Origin of the sequence: Streptomyces sp. BPTC-684, from assembly GCF_030028635.1 — a bacterium.
Taxonomy (GTDB): Bacteria; Actinomycetota; Actinomycetes; order Streptomycetales; family Streptomycetaceae; genus Streptomyces; species Streptomyces noboritoensis.
The window spans coordinates 219,795-238,741 of sequence record NZ_CP124863.1; the positions used below are offsets into that span (position 1 = coordinate 219,795).

Here is an 18,947-nt window from a genome sequence, read left to right on the forward strand (position 1 = left end):
ACGGCCCGGCCGCAGTGCTTCGGATCCGTCAGGCGGTCAGGATCGCCGGGTCGCTGACGCCCTCCGTGCCGGTCTCCACGTGTCCGGCGAACCGGCGCAGGAACGTGGAGACGGTGCTGGAGACCACCGACACGTCGTACCAGCGCTTGCTCGCCGTCAGGTCGACCGTGTACTTGACGGTGGCGCCCGGCTGGACCGTGAGCGCCTGGGAGGCGCCGCCGTACCCGTTGGTGACCGTGAGGCGCGCGCTCGACGTGCCCGCGTTGGTCAGGGTCAGGTCGAGGTTGCCGGTGGCCGCGTTGTGCCGGGCGGTCACCTCGGGACCCGCGGTCTTGCCGGGGTTGCGGAAGGTGCGCAGGAACCCGTTGGGGCCGAAGACCGTGAGGTCGGTGGTGCCCTTGGAGTACGCGGTGTTCCACGTGTCGGAGAGCGTCTTGCCCGCCTCGGTGGTGTACGTCCACGGCCCGTCGGTGCGGTTCGGGGAGGTCACGAAGAACTGGGACCCCGCCGAGGCACCGGCGCCGAAGGTCAGCGTGAACTTGCCGGTGGACACGTTCGCCGAGCCGTCCACGTACGGCGCGTACCGCAGCGGCCGGGTCCGGCGCGAGCCCGGCTCCTGCTTGGGCACGCTTCCGGTCGCGGGCGGCACCGGCACGAAGTCCGGGTGCCGGTTGTGGTCCGGCGGCACATAGGCGGCCGTCGAGGGCAGCGAGGCGGGCGCGGTGTTGGACTTGCCGAAGTCGAACGCCGAGGTCAGGTCGCCGCAGATGGCCCGCCGCCAGGGCGAGATGTTGGGCTCCTGAACCCCGAACCGGCGCTCCATGAAGCGGATGATCGAGGTGTGGTCGAAGGTCTCGGAGCAGCTGTAGCCGCCGGTGGACCAGGGCGAGACGACGAGCATCGGGACGCGCTGGCCGAGCCCGTAGGCACCGGCGCCGTGGCTGATGTCACCGGCGTAGTAGTCGGCCGAGGTCGAGACCGTGGACAGGCCCTGGTTTGCCGAGGAGGGCGGGAACGGCGGCACTATGTGGTCGAAGAAGCCGTCGTTCTCGTCGTACGTGATGAACAGCGCGGTCTTCGCCCACACATCGGGGTTGGAGGTCAGCGCGTCGAGCACCTGGGCGATGTACCAGGCGCCGTAGTTGGCGGGCCAGTTGGGGTGCTCGGTGAACGCCTCGGGCGCGGCGATCCAGGAGACCTGCGGCAGCTTCCCGGCCTTCACGTCGGCCTTGAGGATGTCGAAGAAGCCCTCGCCCGCCTTGGCGTTGGTGCCGGTGCGCGCCTTCTCGTACAGCGCGTCGCCCGGCTTGGCGTTGCGGTAGCTGTTGAAGTACAGCAGCGAGTTGTCGCCGTAGTTGCCGCGGTAGGCGTCGTTGATCCAGCCCCAGCCGCCGGCCGCGTCCAGACCGTCGCCGATGTCCTGGTAGATCTTCCAGGACACCCCGGCCTTCTCCAGGCGCTCGGGGTACGTCGTCCAGCCGTACCCCTTCTCGTCGTTGCCGAGGACGGGCCCGCCGCCGGTGCCGTCGTTGCCGGTGTACCCGGTCCACATGTAGTAGCGGTTCGGGTCGGTGGAGCCGATGAACGAGCAGTGGTACGCGTCGCAGATGGTGAAGGCGTCGGCGAGCGCGTAGTGGAACGGGATGTCCTCACGGGTGAGGTACGCCATCGTGGTGGACGTCTTGGCGGGCACCCACTGGTCGTACTTGCCGTTGTTGAACGCCTTGTGGCCGCCGGCCCAGTCGTGGTTGAGGTCCTGGATGAACTGGAGACCGAGGTTGTCCGCCTTGGGCCGGAACGGCAGCACTTCCTTGCCGCCGCCCTCCTGGTGCCAGACCGACTTGCCGCTGGGGAGCGTGACCGGGCGCGGGTCGCCGAAGCCGCGCACGCCCTTGAGCGAGCCGAAGTAGTGGTCGAAGGAACGGTTCTCCTGCATCAGGACGACGACGTGCTCGACGTCCTGGATGCTGCCGGTGCTGCCCTGCGCCGGGATGGCGGCGGCGCGGGCGATGCTGTCGGACAGCATGGTGAGGGCCGCGGTGCCGCCGGCGAGCTGCATGAACCGGCGCCGATTGAGTTCAGCCATGAGTGAGGTGACCTCTGCAAGGGTGTGGGGACAGAAGCGACTGGAGTGTTCCAAGAACAGCGAGCAATACGGAAGACCCAGTGGCGTATCCGTGTCGAGCGGCGGTACGGAAGACGAACAAGGCCCCGCCGAGACGACCGGCGGGGCCCATGTTCCGTACGGTGCCGCTAACGCGGCTGGCGCTCCTGCTCCTGCTCCTCCACCTGCTCGTGGCCGTGACCGTCGCCGTGGCCGTCGCCGTGGCCCGAGCTCTGGATCTGCTTGTACTCCTCGACGGTGGCCTTGGGGACGTGCGAGCCGGGCCCGTACAGGGCCTTGGCGAGCTTGGCGCGCAGCCGCTGGGAGCGGGGGACCTTGCGCCGTACGCCGTTCCCGTCGACCTCCGGGCCCAGTTCGAAGGGCACGGGCTGCTCGTGCTGGGTGAGCTTGTAGAGCTGGCCCTGGTCGAGCGGCTCGTGCACCTCCACGTACTCACCGTGCGGCAGCCGCTTGATGATGCCGCTCTCCCGGCCGTGCAGCGCCTTGTCGCGGTCGCGGAGCTGGAGTCCGTGGCAGATGCGCTTGGTGACGATGAAGGTGAGCACCGGTCCGGCGAAGAAGGAGATCCGTACGAACCAGGTGATCGAGTTGATCGAGAGGTGGAAGTGGGTGGCCCACAGGTCGTTGCCGCCGCCGATCAGACACACGAAGTACATGGCCAGCCAGGCCGTGCCGAGACCGGTGCGGACGGGGTGGTTGCGCGGCCGGTCCGCGATGTGGTGCTCGCGCTTGTCCCCGGTGATCCACGCCTCGATGAACGGATAGGCGCCGATCGCGGCGAGCAGCACCGGGAAGAGCATGAACGGGATGAGGACGCCGAGGGCGAGCGTATGGCCCCAGGCGTTGATCTCCCAGCCGGGCATCACCCGGATCAGGCCCTCCGAGAAGCCCAGGTACCAGTCGGGTTGGGCACCGGTCGAGACGAGGTCCGGCCGGTAGGGCCCCATCGCCCAGACGGGGTTGATGGTCGCCACCGCACCCATGATCGTCAGCAGCCCGAAGACCAGGAAGAAGAACCCGCCCGCCTTGGCGGTGTAGACGGGCATCAGAGGAGCACCCACCACGTTCTTCTCGGTCCGCCCAGGACCGGCGAATTGGGTGTGTTTGTGGTAGAAGACCAGGATCAGGTGGGTGACGACCAGCCCCAGGATGAGGCCCGGCAGCAGGAGCACGTGCGCCGAGTAGAGCCGGGGAATGATGTCGTGCCCGGGGAACTCTCCGCCGAAGAGGAAGAAGGAGATGTACGTACCGACCACCGGGATGGAGAGGATGGCGCCGTCGGCGAACCGGATGCCGGTGCCGGAGAGCAGGTCGTCCGGGAGCGAGTAGCCGGTGAGGCCGGTGATGAGGGCCGTGAAGAGGATGGTCCAGCCGAACAGCCAGTTCAGCTCGCGCGGCTTGCGGTAGGCCCCGGTGAAGAACACCCGCATCATGTGCACGAGCAGCCCGGCGCAGAAGACCAGCGCGGCCCAGTGGTGGACCTGACGTATCAGCAGCCCGCCGCGCACGTCGAAGCTGATGTCGATGGTGGACTCGTAGGCCCTGGTCATGCGGATGCCGCTCAGCGGGGTGTACGAGCCGTTGTAGACGACCTCCACGCCGCTGGGCTCGAAGAAGAGCGTCAGATAGATACCGGTGAGAATGAGGACGAGAAAGCTGTAGAGGCAGATCTCGCCGAACATGAAGGACCAGTGGTCCGGGAAGATCTTGCGCATCTGGGTCCGGGCGATCGAGTAGATGCCAAGACGCCCGTCCGCCCAGTCGGCGAGCTTCTCGCCCTTGGCCGGCTCTTCGGGTCGCGCTGTGTCCTCGGTGCCGCTCCTGATATCCGTGCTCATGCGTCTCCCCCTCAGGCGTTCCATCCCTCAAGGCCTGTAACAGGGTAGACATCCGAACACCCGGGCCAACAGCCCCTACCCGGCCGCGAGTTCAGTGACCCGGGCCACGTGGTGACGCTGCGTTCCTGGTGGGGTCGACTGCGGCGTCCGCCGGATGCCCGCCGGGCGCCTGGGACACGCCCGGCGGACGCCCGCGAGTCAGCCGCCGAGCGGGACTTCGCGCGCGACGAATTCCCAGGTGGGCTCGGACATGGCGGTGACGGTGGCGATGACTGTCGCTGCGGTTGCGACTGTGGCTGCGGCTATGGCTGTGGTGTTCAAGTGCTGCTCCCCTGCGAGGTGTTCGGTGGGGTGGGGGGTGACGGCGGGGATGGCGGTTCCGGCGATGCCGCGACGACGGCGGCTCACGACGGAACGCCTAAGAATACCTACCGAGCGGTTCATTTTGCCAGCCGCAGCACAAGCTCAACAAAGCCTCAAATGCCATAGAGCCCCAACGAACGGGATCTTCCACCCGACCGAAACCAGGCACACCGGTCTGCTTCCAGCGCCCCTCCCCTCCGAGCCCGTCTTCACTCACTCCGCGACGGACAGCGCGTCCCGCAGCTCGCGTGGGAGCGGGTACGCCTGGGCGAGGGCAACGATGATCTGATGGGCCACGTCCCGATCGCCCTCCGGGTCGGCCTCTTCGAGTGCCGGCCCTTCCCCGTCCGCGTCGGAACCCGCAGCAAGAAGCCCGACCAGCTCATCCCGCACGGACTGCTCGCGCACGCCCCACGCCCTGGCGTCGCCGAGCTGCTCGTCGACGTACCGATGAACGCGTTCCAAGGCGGCCTTGACCGGCCTGCCGTTGAATTCGGCCTTCAGGGCGGACTCGGTGGCGGCCTCCGCCGTTCCGGCGGGCGGTACGAGCAGGGCGCACACGGCGTCCCGCACATCGAGACGGGTCAGGAAGACGCTCACTACAGACATGGGGCGTGTGTATCGCATGCGGCTATAGCGGGGGTCGCGAGGGGGCGCGAGCCGCACGCGCTGTCCCCCAGAAACGCAGAAAACCCCAGATCAACTGGGGTTTTCGCTGGTGTCCGAGGGGGGACTTGAACTCTCCACTCGGGCACCAGCATATTAGCTAGCTGACCTGCGAGAACACACGCGACACACCTTAGAGTTGACGTCTGTCGTTGGTCATGCATTCCCCCTGTTTCGGGCCGTTTCGGACCGCTGTTGGTCATGCGTTGGTCACGTGACCAGCCTGGGATCAGACCTTGATCCCCGACATCTTCGACAGCCTCAGCAGTTGTGGGTTGCTCCTGCGGTGCAGGGACGACAGCACACGGAACACCTCCCGGCCCATCGGGTGGATACGGGCGAACTGCGGGGCTACATTCCACGCGATCGAAAGATTCTCCAAGGCCCCGTCACGGTCCCCCGTGTCGAGCTGTGCGCGTGCCGCGTTGATGTACGTCGGTGCCACACGGGTGGGTGGCATCCCCGCCAGAGCGGCGGACAGGTCGTCTGTCAGGGCCAGGGCTTCACGCGGCCTGCCGAGATCCACGCAGGTAGCCAATCGGTGTGTGAACACGTTCTGTGGGCCGACCGTCAGGCCGTGCACGTCCAGTTCGCGGTTCATGCCCTGGGAAGTAGCCAGGGCCGACCTGATGTGCCGTTCCGCTTCCCGTTTCGCATCCTTCTTGTCTTTGAGCCTGCCCGCCAGGGTCATGCCACGAAGGTTGAGGATGCATACGGCAAGGTCGCGGTCCGTGGTGTCGAGAGCCCCCTGAGCCTCGGCAATGGCCCTGTCTACGAGGCTGAGTCCGCGCTCAACGTCGCCGAAGTTCAGGTACGTGCCTGCACGGTCCCGAGCCGCTACGGCCTCTCCCAGCGGGTTCGGCTGCTGCTCGACTGCCCACCGTTGCCGAGTCACGGCCAGCTCTGCCATATCCATCCAGCGATGCCGCGCGGCGATCCAGTAGACGGTGCTGTAGACGTCCGCCAGCACCATCCAAGCCTCGGCTGTGTTCGCGGTGTGCGCGTGCGTCGTGGCGTCCCTCAACAGTTTGGGGAGCATGGGTAGCAGCTTGGCGACATCGACCTTCTTGCGGTACCTGTCCGCCGTGCCCATGTCGGCGCTCAGCCTGCTCTCTTCGACCGTCCCCCGGTCAGGCAGGTCGTAGTCCCTTATGGCCGCACGCAAGCCCTCCAACGGTTGCTTCGCCCGTCGTGCAACCGCTGAGGTCCCCAGTACCTCGGCCATGGACAGTCCCATGGGTTTGCCGACCGCAGCCGCAACGGCAGGTGTCAGGGCTCGGTCTCCTACCTCGATCTTGGACAGGAGGGAGACCGAGATGTTCGCTTGCTTAGCCAGATGTGCCTGCGACCAGCCGCGTTCCTTTCGGAGCGCCGCCAGATTGGCGCCGGGGGCGAGATCAGTGCTCATGGGCTCAGTCTTCCTCGCGGATACGGGTCCTGTCAGCCATCGTCACAGGCGACACGGGTGCCCGCATGCCCGTTGTGCAAACTCTGTGCAAGTTCCGCTGCGTATGCGGGCGTTGACTGGCTGTACAGGTCAGCCAACGACGGAGTGACAAGGCGGGCGTGATGAGACAGGCAACGGAGTGGAAGCCCGGTACGGCCGTGTTCGACAGCGGCTCACAGATGGTCGGGATCGTCCAGGAGCAGCGCGGAACGAAGCTGACCCTGAAACGGCCCTCCGGACTGAGGTGGGATACCCGCGTCGTGGCCGTCCGTGAAGCGAACGGCCGAGAGAAGATCCAGCTCGCGGCCCTCGCCAGGCACAACCGCAACGTGCGTGGCCTCGCGTCCATCAGGGGCGGGAGATGAGCCGCCGATTACGGGGCTGGAAAGTCAGCCGCGATGGGTCGTTCTGGGGCGGGATTTTGGCCCTCCTGACCTGGGGGACAGCCGTAGCGCTCCTGGTCATGGCGGCTGCCGGGAAGCTCGGCTCGACGTACCGATGAGCTCCCGTTCCCGACCGGTGAAGGGCCCGGTTGAGAACGGGGAACAATGCCCGACCGGTCGCACGCCACCGTGAAGCGGAGTCGACCGGCCGGGTCAGCAAGTGCAGTGCACCACTCCACAGCAGGAGGAGACGCACGATGAGCACAGCAGTTCAGACGCGGACCCGTGATCCGCGCATCATCCTCAACGCGGTACAGGAACGCGTGCCGCATCTGGTCGCAGACGTGGGCGTGGCCGACCTGTGGGAGCGAGAAGTCGCGCTTCTGCTGCGTGACAGCGTGGCCGTTCGCAGCCTGGCCGAGCGCATCCTTGGCCAGGGGATCGCGTACCTGATCACCGCCATGGAATGCCCCGGCGTGGATATGGGCGTCGGCAAGACCGTGGACGTAGGCGTTCATCAGCTCATCCTCGACACGCCGCTCTACTTCGCGCTGTGCGAGGAGTACAACGGCGGGCGGTACAAGCACCACGCCCCGCTGATCGAGCGACGCCGGGACGGCACCGTGATGCGCACGGCCGAACTGCTGCGCAAGAACGGATTCACCGTCGATGACGAGCTGTGGGAGGTGGACGCGTCCGACTGCTCGCCGTGTGACAACAAGGTCCCCGACAGCCACTGACACGGGACTAGAGTGCCCTCGCCCCCAACTCCGCACGAGGGGCGGGGGCACCCTCTTGCCCGCCCTGACACAGAGGAAGCCCCGTTGCCTGCACGACACGACATCGACAGCGAACGCGAACTCTGGGACACCTTTGCGGAGAGCACCAAGGACAAGGTGTTCGAATCCGATCCCGTCTTCTGCTGGACGCAGTACGCCGGGCATGGGCCCGGCCCCGAACTGCTGGGAGATCCGGCAACCGCACTGGAAATCGGATGCGGCACGGGGCGAGCGCTCGCCTACCTTGCACAGAAAGGCGTGAAGGCAACCGGTGTGGACCTCTCGCCCGTCATGGTCGCGAACACCACAAAACGGTGGGGCCCGTTGGGAGCGCGGTTCGTCTGTGCTGAGGTGCTGGGCCACTTGAGCAGCACGACGGAGACGTACGACGCCGTCTACTCGATCTTCGGGGCGGCATGGTTCACCGATCCCGCCAAGTTGCTTCCTTTGATTGCCGAGCGGCTGAACCCTGGCGGTGTGCTCACGTTCTCCCACCCCCCGGCCATCCCCGGCGCCTACGGACCGCAGGGCATGTACAAGGGCGGATTCGCGGGCAAGGCCATGTACACATACCGGTACAGCTACACACCCCGGAAGTGGGAAAGCCTCCTGCTCAAAGCCGGGTTCGAGGAGGCGGAAGTGCAGGTACTAGAAGCCCCGAAGCAAGACCACATCGGAACCTTGATCGCTCGCGCAGTAGTGAGCTGAACCGAAGCAAAGCAAGAACGCCCCGGCCTATTCGGGCCGGGGCGTTTCGTTGGTCGGTTAGAGCAGGGCAAGGAAGGGATTGGAGTCGGCGAGCGGTTCCAGCCGCTTCACCGGCCGCACCTCCGGGGCTTGCTTGGGTGCCGGGCGGTAAGCGTCCATCTGCACGACCGTGGCGCGGTTCACGTCCTCACGCTCCGCGCTGGCCGGCTGAGGGCCGGGGGCCGGGTTTGGCTGCTCTGCGTGAACGGGAGTGTCACCGCAGAGTGTGAAGACCGTCTTCGGCCGACCGGTCTTCCCTTCCCGTTCCACAGTCACCGCGATTTCGGGCAGTGCCTTGACCTCCGCTGCGGTCGCTCCCACGAAGGGGAGCACCTGACTGGACGTGGCCCGACCGCCGTGCATCTCAATCCGGGCGCGGACCTTGTCGGCGAGGCTGAGTGGCTGCCGCTTGCCGTGAAAGGTGACGCCACCGTTTACGGTCCGGCCTGCGGCGATGCGTACGGCGTCCTGAACGGAACGGCGGACGAGCGTGAACGCTGCCGACAGAATCTCTGTCGTGATGATGTCGGAAAACTCCGACGCTGCCAGACAGGCCGCAACCCTGAGTGTCTGCTCTGCTGTGCGTTCGATGAACACGGCCTGAGCTTCCGGCAGCGTCTCGCCCAGGATGCGGGCATACCGGCGTACGGTCCGCCACAGCGGCCGGGCATCCTCGGAGAGAGTGATCACGCGGGGGCGGGCGGTGGCCCACCCGTAAGCGTCGGATAGTTCGGAGCCGTCCACCTTGGGCAGGCTCACGCGGTCGTCATCGAGCATCGGAACCGAGCCGAGCAGGAACGGCAAGATCCTGTTGTAGCTGCCTCCGGCCGCTTCGGACTGGCCTACGTACTTGGCCCAGTCTGAGGGCGTCACGTGAGCGTGGAGCACCATGGCGGGGTCGCGTACTTCCTGCGCATCGTCCTTCGTCGTGTTCCTCAAAGTCGCGCCGTCCCAGGCGGCGCGGAGCTTGGTGGTGAACGACGCGTCCCGCTTGACCCTGCGGAGCACTTCCGACCACTCCTCCTCGACCACCAACGTCCGCACGTCCCGGCCGCGTTCGGTCTCGACCGTGGCCTCTTGCTGCTCCCACAGGTGGTTGACCATGCTCGCGCCGGAGGTGATCCCGGAGGTGGTGTGCGTGGCCAGGAAGCGGCCAAGGGAAGAGTCCAGGACGTGAAGCGCTGCCCGGAGCGCGGAGCCTTTCCCCCTGCCTGTGCCAGCCACCAACGCACTCCAGATCAGCACCGGACGGGTGTTGCCACGGGATGACACCGTGACGGTTCCTCCGATGGCGGCCGACCACATCGACAGAGCGGCCACGTACACCCCGAGCGCATCGGCTTCCAGGAACGGGGCGATCTTGCGGACCGCGCGACCGATGGGACCGTACAGAACGGGGGTGCTCATGCTGCCTCAATCTCAAAGAGGGTTGCTTGGGTGGCCTCTGGCCGGGGAGGCCGGGCGCACTTGGCGCCCGGCACAGCGGGGGCGGCGCTCAGGCCGCTGCCGCTTTTCCCTCGGATGCGTCCCGGTGGGCCAGTTCGTACGCGTAGCGGACCTGCATCGGGACACGCCCCTGCACGGGCAGGCTGGGCCAACCGTTCTCGCGGGCCCACGCCCGGATCACACGGTTCCGCTGCCGATCGCTCATCCCCGAACGGTCCACCTTGGCAGGCTCGGGAAGCGGGTCGCCACCAATGAACTCACCGGAGAGAACGGCCGACTTGAAGCGGCCGGGAGCGCGCACGTCCATGCACGGGATGCCACGCTCCCGGGCGTCCCTCACCTTGTGCCCGTTGCGCTCTCCGCCCTCCCCCAGGATGAGCAACACGGTGGAGTCGTCGGCGCGGCCTACTACCTCGTAGCCCGCGTTCCGCAGCGCGTCCCGCGCTGCCTGCCAGTCGTAGCGGTCGATCTCTCCGGCCACCATGACGGACCGCACAGGTTCAGGCGCTGCCGCTTCCTTGCTCTCATCCTCGGCGTTGAGGCCGGGCTCGACCACGGCGGGCGACTCGACCACGGTCGTCGGTCCACCGACGACCGGCACGGACTCAGGCTCCGACTCATCAGGGGCAGGCTCACCAGCGTCTCCCAGAGCATCCACGAGGAAGCCAGCGAATTTCTGGGCGTGGCCCTCGCACAGGTCCCACGTGCGGGCTCCCAGGGTCAGCGTGTCCGTCGCCTCTACCTCGCTGGTGTCCTTGGACAGGTGAGCATCACAAAGCGTCTTCACAACGGGAACAAGAACGGTCTTGCGCACGGCGCTGATCCTTAGATTGGGCGGGACTGGAAAGTCTCAGAGTCGGCCGGAGTGAGTCTCTGACGGCCACCACATTCAGTCTTGCGGTTCGAGATCAACCCTGCCCGACATCTATCACGGAACAGTAACGAACAGATATCTAGAGCATTACTCTCGTGAATTCAATAACGGGGGTAATGGCTTTAGTTATCCGGAGAGGACCCACCAGGGGTGCCCTCCTTCGACCGCGTTTGCCAATCAAAATATGGGGAACGGTGAGCCGCACTGGCTCACCGTTCTCATTTCATTCCACGGCAGGTGAAGCAGCGTTTCGGATCGTGCTCCAAGCCGTCGCCCCAAGGTCGCGTCAGGCCGGTCAGCTCCCAGCCGGTGTGGATGGCGAACTCCTGCACACAGCCGGAACACTGCCGCTCTGACCAGGGGCATTCGATGCCGGGGCGATGCGTTCCGTCGTGAGTGACTGCGGCCCCGGCCTTGGCGGCCCTGCGGGCACTCACTGGTCACCGCCCTCGTTCTGGAAGGTCCATCCGAGGCGTTTCATTCCGTCTGCGGTGAGCCCGAGTGAGGTGGCCAGGTGGCGGAACTCCATCTGATGATTGGCATTCGCCGAGCTGTCAAGGATCTTTCCGAAATACGTCAGCATCACAGCCACGGTCGGGATGAATGACTCATCCCACATGGTGGCTTGCGGAGCCTCCCACCACTGCCGCCATTGGTCACGCTCAGAATCGGACCACTCCCGATTTGCAGGCAGATCTGGAACCGGAAGGCCATGATCCCACGGCAGCTCTATCAAACCCTTAAAGCGGGAGTGCGGAGAATTGGGATTACGCATCTTGGGCATGAAAATGTCCTCCTTTTTATCTCGGCAGAGTGTGACCGGGCGGCGCGCCGGCTGCTCGACGCAGCGTTAACGGAACGGGCCCCCACCTGTCGGCAAGGGCCCGAACTAATTCAGGGTCAGGCGAGCTTGATACCGACCGAGCGCCGCTCGTCCAGAACGGTCGAGCCGACGTAGGCGTCCATGATGGAGCGCTGGTTCAGGGAGTCGTCGTTGAAGGTCATCAGCCAGCGCATCGAGTAGCCCTGATGCCCAGCCGTGGCAGAGAACTCGCTCCGCACCACGGGCGGGGAGCAGACGGCCAGGGCGAAGGCGGACCCGACGTAGGCAACGGCGGTGTTGTCGGCCAGGTAGGGCGAGTAGACGACCGTGAAGCCGTACGCCTCACCGATGATGCCGCCGCGCAGCGTCTCATCCGAACCGGCTTGGGCGACCTGAGAGAAGTTGTCGTCCTTCAGCAGGACGTTCTTCACGTCCGGGGAGACAGCCAGCCAACGGCGGCCCGCCGTGCGGCTCTTGTCCAGGACCGTGCCCGCGTCAATGATCGCGTGCCGGGGCTGAGTGGCCTTCATCGTGATCAGGCCCGAAGCGCCCTCGGCAGTCCTCTGGTTCATCGTGTTGGCGATGTTCTGTTCCAGGTAGTCACCGACTCCCGCGGACTGGGGAAGCGTGATCTGCCGCTCGAAGGTGTAGAGGTCGAAGCGCATTTCTTTGTCGGTGATCTCGACCGCCGACAGGGCATGGTCAGTGATCTCCAGCTCGATGGTGGTGTCCTTGACCGGCTGGACCATCGAATTAACCGAGCCGTTGAAGTTAGCGGCCTTCAGTACCTCGGGGCGCCGGATGCGCACCTTGGTGCCGACACCGCCCCGGAAATCCTCCTCCGCGTCTCGGTGCACCGTGTGCGCCAGGCCCTTGAACCCCACCAGCATGTCAAGGGCTGTTGACGCAACGATCTGCGAGATAGCAAATCGATTCTCGGACTTAACGGCTTCCTGAACAGTCATAGGCTTCTGATCGGTCATGCTCACTCCTAATAATCAAATAAAACTGTGGCCTATGGGCACGTCATCAGTGAGTCGTGGAATAGCCCTCGCGAAGCAGGGCGTCAACGGCCGTGGCCTTGCGACGCTGCTCGGTGTCGTCATCGTTCATGAGCGACAGCAGCGGCACGCACAGGTGCCGGGACGCCTGGACGAGCATCCGCAGGCTGGGGCTGGTATCCCCGTTCTCCCACCGGTAGACGGTGGAGCGGGCAACCATCATTTCGTCGGCCAGTTCCTCAACGGACAGGCCAAGGGTGACGCGACGGGCAGTGAAAGCGTGACGATCGAACATAAGGAACTCCTAGCAGTTGGTAGCTGAACCGCGACTCTGCGGGCAAAAGGAAGACCCCGGCCACTTACATGGGTGGCCGGGACTGAAGGCGCCATGAGGAACTTTCCCTCTCACTAATAATGTCGGTGTCCCTGTAAGGGGCAGGGGACACATCTGCGAGAAAATGAGACGCCCGTCACGGGGCGGGTGGCACAGAATGCTGTATCTCGTTGGCCCTTCTGTCGCTTCGCTCGTCAGGGCCTAACTCGATGGCCTGGACTGGTTGAGACTCCTCAAAGTCTCGACCTAATCAGCCAATGAGACAGCCCAGGACTCTCAGGAGCCCTGGGCATGTTCTCTGGAATGTTTAATGAGATGTTCTATTGGATGTTTGGAGGGGCTTCTCGCCCCTACCCAGGGAGGTTGAATCCCCCTACCCAAGTGTTGAGACACCCCCACCCATAGGGGTGGGAGCCCCCTACCTATTTCGGCCTGCCGATGCGATAGACCTTGGTACCGGAAGTCGCCCCGGCCCGTGGTGGCGTCCAACTCACATGCCGGATCAAACCCGCTTTCTCCAACTTCCGCAGTCGTTCGCGAACGTCCCTGCGGTCGATGCGCGTCTCTGCGGCCAGGGTGGCCGTTGAGGCCGAACACCCGTGACTGTTCGGCCCGCAGTGCAAGGCCATGGCTGTGGCCAAGGTCCGGTCGGCGTGCGGCAGTTTGGATGCCACGACATGCGCGATGAAGTCGTAATGGCGGTGCGTCAGGTCCTCCCATTCGTCGGCCGCGTTCTCCTCACGCTCTGAAGCGGTCGATATCGCTTCCGCAAGCACCTTCGGCTCCATCGTGCGGGATGCACTCTGCCCCGCTTCCCATTCCTGGCGCATCCGCTCCCAGGGAGGTAGCCCGTCGAGGTCGCCGAAGGGACTTTCGTCCAGTGCCGTCACTTCGCCCCCTGCTCATCCAGCCAGCGGTCAAGGTCATTCGGGCGGCAGCGGAGTTGCTGCCCCACCTTCTTGAAGGGGATGCCCTCCCGCTTGTGGTTGTTATAGACCCACGACTTGGGGACATCCAGATATTCGGCCACGTCGTCAACGGTCATCAGCTTGATCATCTAACCTCCCGTGGGTTCAGTTCTTCGTCTGAAGCTGTGCGGCCAGTTCTGAAATTGCGTCGAGGCAATTCAATGTGCCGCGCTTGGGGTTGTCGCCCTCCACCATTTCAGCGATGCCGTCGAGGAGCCTCTTCAATTGGCCGCCTGCCACGCCGGGGAGTCCGGATATCGCCATTTCGGCCCGTTCGTACATGCGCCTGGTGCGGGGGAGGCGGGCGACTTCGGCCAACCGGTCCCCGATGCCATCGGGAACGTCGTCCTCCATGACAGAGGCGGCCATTTTCCGTTGCTGGCGCTTCTCCGGGCCGGTAACTGAGTCAGATGACTCACCGCTGCTACGAGCGTCGCGGTTAGCGGTGGACTGGGTGATACCGAGTGCGGCAGCCATTGCGCGGGACGACATCCCGTCCTGGGTGAGCTCCTGCACGATTGCCTTCCGAACCGATGCAGCAAGGCTGTAGCCAGTGCAGGACGCGCGTGCCTGCTTCCAGGCCGCAGCCCAACGCGCCATGCTGCGGTCGTCCGAATTCTGATGCATCTGCCACGCCTGCCGAATGATCCCCGTCAACTGATTTACAAGGTCAGCCGCCTCACTTTCCAGTGCTATCGCGCGGTGCGCGATCTCTTCCAGTTCCGTCGCGGATTGCACCGTCACAATCGCTCCTGTTCGTGAAATAAGAAACCCCCGAGGGCCTCGGGGGCTTGTGGAATATGAAGTTGGGGACGCTACTACTCGGCGGGCGCAGAATCGAGTACGGCCTTGGCCTTATCGGTCAGCTCCCCACCGGCCTTGCCCGCCACCGTGGTGAGGAAGCCGTCCCGGCGTGCCTGTTTGAGGTGCCCCTTGACCGTCTCGGGGCTGCGGTCGATGCGCTGTGCCAGCCACGGAACGGGAGCCGCCACGCCGGTGTCCGAGATGGCCAGGTAGACGGACGCCAGAACGGCCAGGTACGCGTCCGACACACCCTCACGCTCCAGCAAGAGACGTGCCGTCCCGCTGGCCTGGTCCATCGCCTCGGCAAGCGCCTGCATCACTTCTTGCCCCTTCGGGGCGCGCTCCTCCGCCATCTTCATGGCACCCGCGAGGTCCAGCCTGCGCAACACCGTGGTGGAGATGCCGCGCGCCACGTCGCGGGCGGGAGCGTCGTCCGCCTTCTCGACGGTGACACGCTGCGGCCCCCCGGTAATGGGCCCGGTCGGCCACCACATGCGGACCACCCAGGCCCCCTGCCGCTGGGCGATCTCGAACCCGCTCTCGTCTGCTCTCATACCCGCACCGTACCACGCTGGGTTGTCGACCCTGTGTTGACAACCCCGGGTTGGTCGTGATCAAACTGAGGGCGCCGGAGCGACGCACCGGCCCGGCACGGCGCGCGCCGACCGGCGGACCCGACAGAGAGAGCACCACCACCCGTGGCAAAGCGCGGAAACGGACTCGGCGGCACCCCAACGGAGATCAAGCGGACGGGACGGCCGAACACCTGGGGCGTGCGCACGCCCCTCCACTTCAACAAGGCAACCGGAAAGCAGGAGCGCTATTGGATCGGCAGGGACTACAAGACCAAGACCGCAGCGGAGAAGGCACTTCGCGACTGGCACACCGGCTATGAGGCGGGGAAGGTCGCACCTCGCTCGGACATGACACTGGGGGCATGGCTCGACCGCTGGCATAGCAATCTAAGGAAGGAGGGGACAACCGTGGCCGGGTACGAAACCAAGATCCGGCTGCACATCAAGCCGCACATCGGCAGCATGAAGCTCACCGAGGTCACCGACGACACCTTGGACGACCTGTACCGTCTGTTGGAAACCGCACCCTGCCCGACCAACAACGACAAGCCGCTGGGTGCCAAGTCCGTGCGCCACGTCCACAACATCCTGTCAGGGGCGCTCGGTGCAGCCGTGCCCAAGCTGATACCTGCCAACCCGGCCGCCACCGCCAACCCGCCCACCGGCCGCGAGATCCGGGCCCAGGAACGCGACTTCCCCACCCTGGACGACGACGGGACCGCACGGTTCCTGTCCTCGGTGTGGGAGCCCTGCGGTAACCGGGCCTGTGACGGCGGCCTGACGCACCACTGTCTCCGGGACGCTCCGCTGTGGACCGTCTACGCGGCTACCGGGGTGCGGCGCAGTGAAGCCCTGGGCATGAAGTGGTCCCTCGTGAACTGGGCGGAGGGCTCCATCGAGCTGGGCTGGGTGGTGGTCGAAGAGGGGAACACTTACCGGCTCCGCAAGCTCACCAAGGACGGAGACTCGAACGCCAAGATCTACGTGGACCAGTCCGTCATGAACGTCTTGAAGTGGCAGAAGGAGCGCCAAGAGGCGGAGCACGAACGCCTCGGCTCCGCGTGGACGGATCACGACCTGGTGTTCGCCCGCGACGGCTTCAAGCTCTACCGGGGTGAGGCTGGCGGACCGCAGGACCCCGAGAAGGTCTCGGCGCGGTGGAGGACGCTGCGTATGCGGTTGAACCTGCCCGAGGACTTCCGGATTCACGACTGGCGCCACAGCAAGGTCACTAACGATCTGGAGGCCGGGGAGAACCCCGTCGAGGTCTCCGCGAACGTCCGGCACCACTCGCCCGGCTACACCATGGCCCGCTACGGCCACTCACGTAAGAACGGAGCCCGGAAGCTCGCCGCCTCCGGAGCGGGCCGACTCGGCCTGTCATCCCTGGTCTGACCTGGTAAATCTCTGGGCCGTTGGTCACGTGGTTGGTCACGCCACTACCCAGAAAAGCAGAAAACCCCACGTGAAGTGGGGTCTCAGCTGGTGTCCGAGGGGGGACTTGAACCCCCACGCCCGATAAAGGGCACTAGCACCTCAAGCTAGCGCGTCTGCCATTCCGCCACCCGGACTAGGTGTTTGTCTCGCGGGCTTGTTCCCCGCGGCGACAGAGATAACTCTACCAGGGGTTTGAGGTGGTGTTCACCCGCATATTGCGTGGTCAGGCGAGCGCCGGGCCTTGGCATGGGTGCGGTTCGGGCTGTTCGGCCGTTGATCGCCGGGGTGGGGGCCGAGGGTGGTCGTGTGCACACCCAGCGTGAACCCCGCAGGGTGCGGCGCCACGCCACCATGTGGGTACGGCGGTGGGCTCGCCGGGCGTGGGGCGGGGGTGGGCGCGGCGTGCGGGCCTAGCCTCTCGGTGTGGGTAACGGCGAGCGTTATCGGCGGCCGCGGATGCTGTCGCCGCTGCGGGAGCATCTGCGGGACACGTTCTGGTTCGCGCCGAGCGCGGCGCTGGCGCTGGTGTGCGTGCTGTGGCTGCTTGCGTACTGGCTGGACACGGCGATCGTCGAGGAGCTCCGGCGGCAGCAGGAGTACGAGGCTGTCGGCGATCTCATCGGGGTCGTCGACGATCTGAAGACCGTGATCACCACGGTCAGCTCGGCGATGATGACCTTCATCGGTGTCGTCTTCAGCATCTCGCTGGTCGCCGTGCAGATGGCGAGCGGGCAGTTCACCCCGCGCGTGGTGCGGATCTTCGTACGGTCCCGGATCACCAAGCTGACCTTCGCCGTCTTCCTGGCGACCTTCGCGCTGTCGCTGCTCGTCCTCACCTCGTACAGCGGGGAGACCGATCCCAGGCTCGTGGACAGCGTGCCGATCGCGCAGAGCCTGCTCACGATCGGCATGGTCACGCTGAGTCTGCTGCTCTTCATCGCGTACGTGAACGCCACGCTGCGGCTGATGCGCGTCGGGCACGTCGTCGACCGGATCACCGTCGAGGCGTTCCGGGTGGTTCAGAAGATGCCGCGGGGAGAGGTGGGCGACGAGCCGCTGGCGGCGGAGAGCGGGCAGATCGGGCACAGCGGGCGGGCCGGCGTGCTGCGGGACGTGAACATCGCGCGGCTCGTGCGCGCGGCCCGGCGGCAGGGCGTCGTACTGCGGCTGATTCCCAGGATCGGGGACTTCGTGGTGCCGGGCACGCCCGTGCTCGCGGTGCACGGCGGGCGGGCGCCGTCGCGCGGGGCCCTCGGCTACACCGTGTCGGTGGGGGTGGAGCGCACCTTCCACCAGGACCTCGGGTTCGGGCTGCGGCAGCTCGCCGACATCGCGCTGCGCGCCCTCTCCCCCGCCGTGAACGATCCGACGACGGCCGTGCAGTGCCTCGACCGGATCGTGCAGCTGCTCGCCGAGCTCGCCCACCGGCCGCTCGGCGCCGTGGGACACCGTGACCGCCAGGGTGCCGTACGGCTGGTGCAGCCCGTCCCCTCCTGGGAGGACCTCGTCGACCTCGGCTTCACCGAGATCCGCGTCTACGCCGTCGGCAGCCCGCAGGTCACCCGGCGGATCGTCGCGGCTCTGGACGAGCTGCTGCGGCTGGCTCCCGAGCAGCGGCGCCCGCCGCTCCTCCGGCACCGGGCCCTGCTCGTCCACGCCGTGGAACGAGATGTTCCGGAGGCGGCCGAGCGGGCGTTCGCGCTGGAGGCGGACCGGCAGGGGATCGGCTAGCGCCCGCCCGCCCCGGGCCCCGCCCTCCCCGTCGGGCGCCCCGCCGCCAGTGGTTGACTGCGCCCATGAGAATTGGCGACAAGGTCGACGACTTCAAGCTCCCCGACGAGACGGGCACCCTCCGTACCCTCTCCGAGCTGGTGGCCCAGGGCCCGGTGGTGCTCTTCTTCTACCCGGCGGCCTTCACCCCCGGCTGCACCGCCGAGGCGTGCCACTTCCGCGACATCGCCGGGGAGTTCCGGGCGCTCGGGGCCCAGCCGGTCGGCATCAGCGCCGACGCGGTGGAGCGGCAGGCCGAGTTCGCGCGGAAGCACTCCTTCGGCTATCCCCTCCTCTCGGACTCCGACGGCACGGTACGGGAGCTGTTCGGCGTCAAGCGCGGGATCAGCATCGCCCCGACCAAGCGCGTCACCTTCGTCATCGACACCGACCTCCGGGTGCTGGAGGTCGTCAAGAGCGAGATCCGGATGAGCGTCCACGCCGACCGCGCCCTCGCCGCCCTGCGGAAGCGCGACGCGTAGGTCACGGGCGCCGGTCACCCAGAAGTCGGGCACGCCGCCGCTCCGGCCGGCCGACCGGGGTCGGGACAGCGCTCCGACTCCGGCC

Annotated in this window: 20 protein-coding genes and 1 tRNA gene; 6 read left to right on the forward strand and 15 right to left on the reverse strand. The window is 66.2% G+C overall.

Annotated features, from left to right (window positions below):
* Positions 1-28: 28 nt before the first annotated feature.
* From QIY60_RS00960 to QIY60_RS00980, 5 genes are all read right to left on the reverse strand, one after another.
* Positions 29-2,086, reverse strand: coding sequence for a phospholipase C, phosphocholine-specific (locus tag QIY60_RS00960; protein WP_283140638.1), 2,058 nt, complete (start codon positions 2,084-2,086; stop codon positions 29-31).
* Positions 2,087-2,253: 167 nt separating this feature from the next.
* Positions 2,254-3,963, reverse strand: coding sequence for a cytochrome bc complex cytochrome b subunit (locus QIY60_RS00965; protein WP_283140639.1), 1,710 nt, complete (start codon positions 3,961-3,963; stop codon positions 2,254-2,256).
* A gap of 198 nt (positions 3,964-4,161) precedes the next feature.
* Positions 4,162-4,284 carry a hypothetical protein gene (locus QIY60_RS00970; RefSeq protein ID WP_283140640.1) on the reverse strand — a complete coding sequence of 41 codons (123 nt, stop codon included), beginning with the start codon at positions 4,282-4,284 and terminating at the stop codon, positions 4,162-4,164.
* Between the two features lie 255 nt (positions 4,285-4,539).
* Complete coding sequence (locus QIY60_RS00975) at positions 4,540-4,935, reverse strand: hypothetical protein (RefSeq protein ID WP_283140641.1); 396 nt, start codon at positions 4,933-4,935, stop codon at positions 4,540-4,542.
* A gap of 286 nt (positions 4,936-5,221) precedes the next feature.
* The gene (locus QIY60_RS00980) at positions 5,222-6,400 is read right to left on the reverse strand and encodes a helix-turn-helix transcriptional regulator (protein WP_283140642.1); all 1,179 of its coding nucleotides are present in this window, start codon (positions 6,398-6,400) and stop codon (positions 5,222-5,224) included.
* A gap of 161 nt (positions 6,401-6,561) precedes the next feature.
* Between QIY60_RS00980 and QIY60_RS00985 the strand changes: the two genes are divergently transcribed.
* The 3 genes from QIY60_RS00985 (at position 6,562) to QIY60_RS00995 (ending at position 8,309) form a co-directional block, all read left to right on the forward strand.
* On the forward strand, positions 6,562-6,804 hold the full coding sequence (locus QIY60_RS00985; protein ID WP_283140643.1) for a hypothetical protein: 243 nt from the start codon (positions 6,562-6,564) through the stop codon (positions 6,802-6,804).
* Positions 6,805-7,079: 275 nt separating this feature from the next.
* On the forward strand, positions 7,080-7,562 hold the full coding sequence (locus tag QIY60_RS00990) for a hypothetical protein (protein WP_283140644.1): 483 nt from the start codon (positions 7,080-7,082) through the stop codon (positions 7,560-7,562).
* A gap of 84 nt (positions 7,563-7,646) precedes the next feature.
* Complete coding sequence (locus tag QIY60_RS00995; RefSeq protein ID WP_283140645.1) at positions 7,647-8,309, forward strand: class I SAM-dependent methyltransferase; 663 nt, start codon at positions 7,647-7,649, stop codon at positions 8,307-8,309.
* 57 nt (positions 8,310-8,366) lie between these two features.
* On the opposite strand, the gene QIY60_RS01000 is transcribed toward QIY60_RS00995, so the two are convergent.
* The 9 genes from QIY60_RS01000 to QIY60_RS01040 form a co-directional block, all read right to left on the reverse strand.
* Positions 8,367-9,755: a DUF3987 domain-containing protein gene (locus tag QIY60_RS01000; RefSeq protein WP_283140646.1), complete on the reverse strand. Its 1,389-nt coding sequence runs from the start codon at positions 9,753-9,755 to the stop codon at positions 8,367-8,369.
* Between the two features lie 88 nt (positions 9,756-9,843).
* Positions 9,844-10,608: a hypothetical protein gene (locus QIY60_RS01005; protein WP_283140647.1), complete on the reverse strand. Its 765-nt coding sequence runs from the start codon at positions 10,606-10,608 to the stop codon at positions 9,844-9,846.
* Positions 10,609-11,101: 493 nt separating this feature from the next.
* Entirely contained in the window at positions 11,102-11,452 is a 351-nt protein-coding gene (locus QIY60_RS01010; protein WP_283140648.1) for a hypothetical protein, read from the reverse strand.
* A gap of 116 nt (positions 11,453-11,568) precedes the next feature.
* Positions 11,569-12,474 carry a P22 phage major capsid protein family protein gene (locus tag QIY60_RS01015; RefSeq protein ID WP_283140649.1) on the reverse strand — a complete coding sequence of 302 codons (906 nt, stop codon included), beginning with the start codon at positions 12,472-12,474 and terminating at the stop codon, positions 11,569-11,571.
* 46 nt (positions 12,475-12,520) lie between these two features.
* Positions 12,521-12,787, reverse strand: a complete 267-nt coding sequence (locus tag QIY60_RS01020; RefSeq protein WP_283140650.1) for a helix-turn-helix transcriptional regulator — start codon at positions 12,785-12,787, stop codon at positions 12,521-12,523.
* 461 nt (positions 12,788-13,248) lie between these two features.
* Complete coding sequence (locus tag QIY60_RS01025) at positions 13,249-13,716, reverse strand: helix-turn-helix domain-containing protein (RefSeq protein ID WP_283140651.1); 468 nt, start codon at positions 13,714-13,716, stop codon at positions 13,249-13,251.
* The gene (locus QIY60_RS01030; protein WP_283140652.1) at positions 13,713-13,883 is read right to left on the reverse strand and encodes a helix-turn-helix domain-containing protein; all 171 of its coding nucleotides are present in this window, start codon (positions 13,881-13,883) and stop codon (positions 13,713-13,715) included. The genes QIY60_RS01025 and QIY60_RS01030 overlap by 4 nt, the downstream gene beginning before the upstream one ends.
* A 16-nt stretch (positions 13,884-13,899) precedes the next feature.
* Positions 13,900-14,538, reverse strand: a complete 639-nt coding sequence (locus QIY60_RS01035; protein WP_283140653.1) for a hypothetical protein — start codon at positions 14,536-14,538, stop codon at positions 13,900-13,902.
* A gap of 74 nt (positions 14,539-14,612) precedes the next feature.
* Positions 14,613-15,152, reverse strand: coding sequence for a hypothetical protein (locus QIY60_RS01040; RefSeq protein ID WP_283140654.1), 540 nt, complete (start codon positions 15,150-15,152; stop codon positions 14,613-14,615).
* Between the two features lie 369 nt (positions 15,153-15,521).
* On the opposite strand from QIY60_RS01040, the gene QIY60_RS01045 reads away from it, so the two are divergent.
* A complete protein-coding gene (locus tag QIY60_RS01045; protein WP_283145777.1) occupies positions 15,522-16,568 on the forward strand; it encodes a tyrosine-type recombinase/integrase in 1,047 nt (348 codons plus the stop codon).
* Positions 16,569-16,656: 88 nt separating this feature from the next.
* On the opposite strand, the gene QIY60_RS01050 is transcribed toward QIY60_RS01045, so the two are convergent.
* A tRNA-Leu gene (locus QIY60_RS01050) sits at positions 16,657-16,744 on the reverse strand.
* A gap of 322 nt (positions 16,745-17,066) precedes the next feature.
* On the opposite strand from QIY60_RS01050, the gene QIY60_RS01055 reads away from it, so the two are divergent.
* Both QIY60_RS01055 and QIY60_RS01060 read left to right on the forward strand, forming a co-directional pair.
* Positions 17,067-18,341: a DUF2254 domain-containing protein gene (locus tag QIY60_RS01055; RefSeq protein WP_283145778.1), complete on the forward strand. Its 1,275-nt coding sequence runs from the start codon at positions 17,067-17,069 to the stop codon at positions 18,339-18,341.
* A 65-nt stretch (positions 18,342-18,406) separates the two neighbouring features.
* Positions 18,407-18,862 (forward strand): peroxiredoxin, encoded by a 456-nt coding sequence (locus QIY60_RS01060; protein ID WP_283140655.1) that lies wholly within the window; start codon positions 18,407-18,409, stop codon positions 18,860-18,862.
* Positions 18,863-18,947 lie beyond the last annotated feature (85 nt).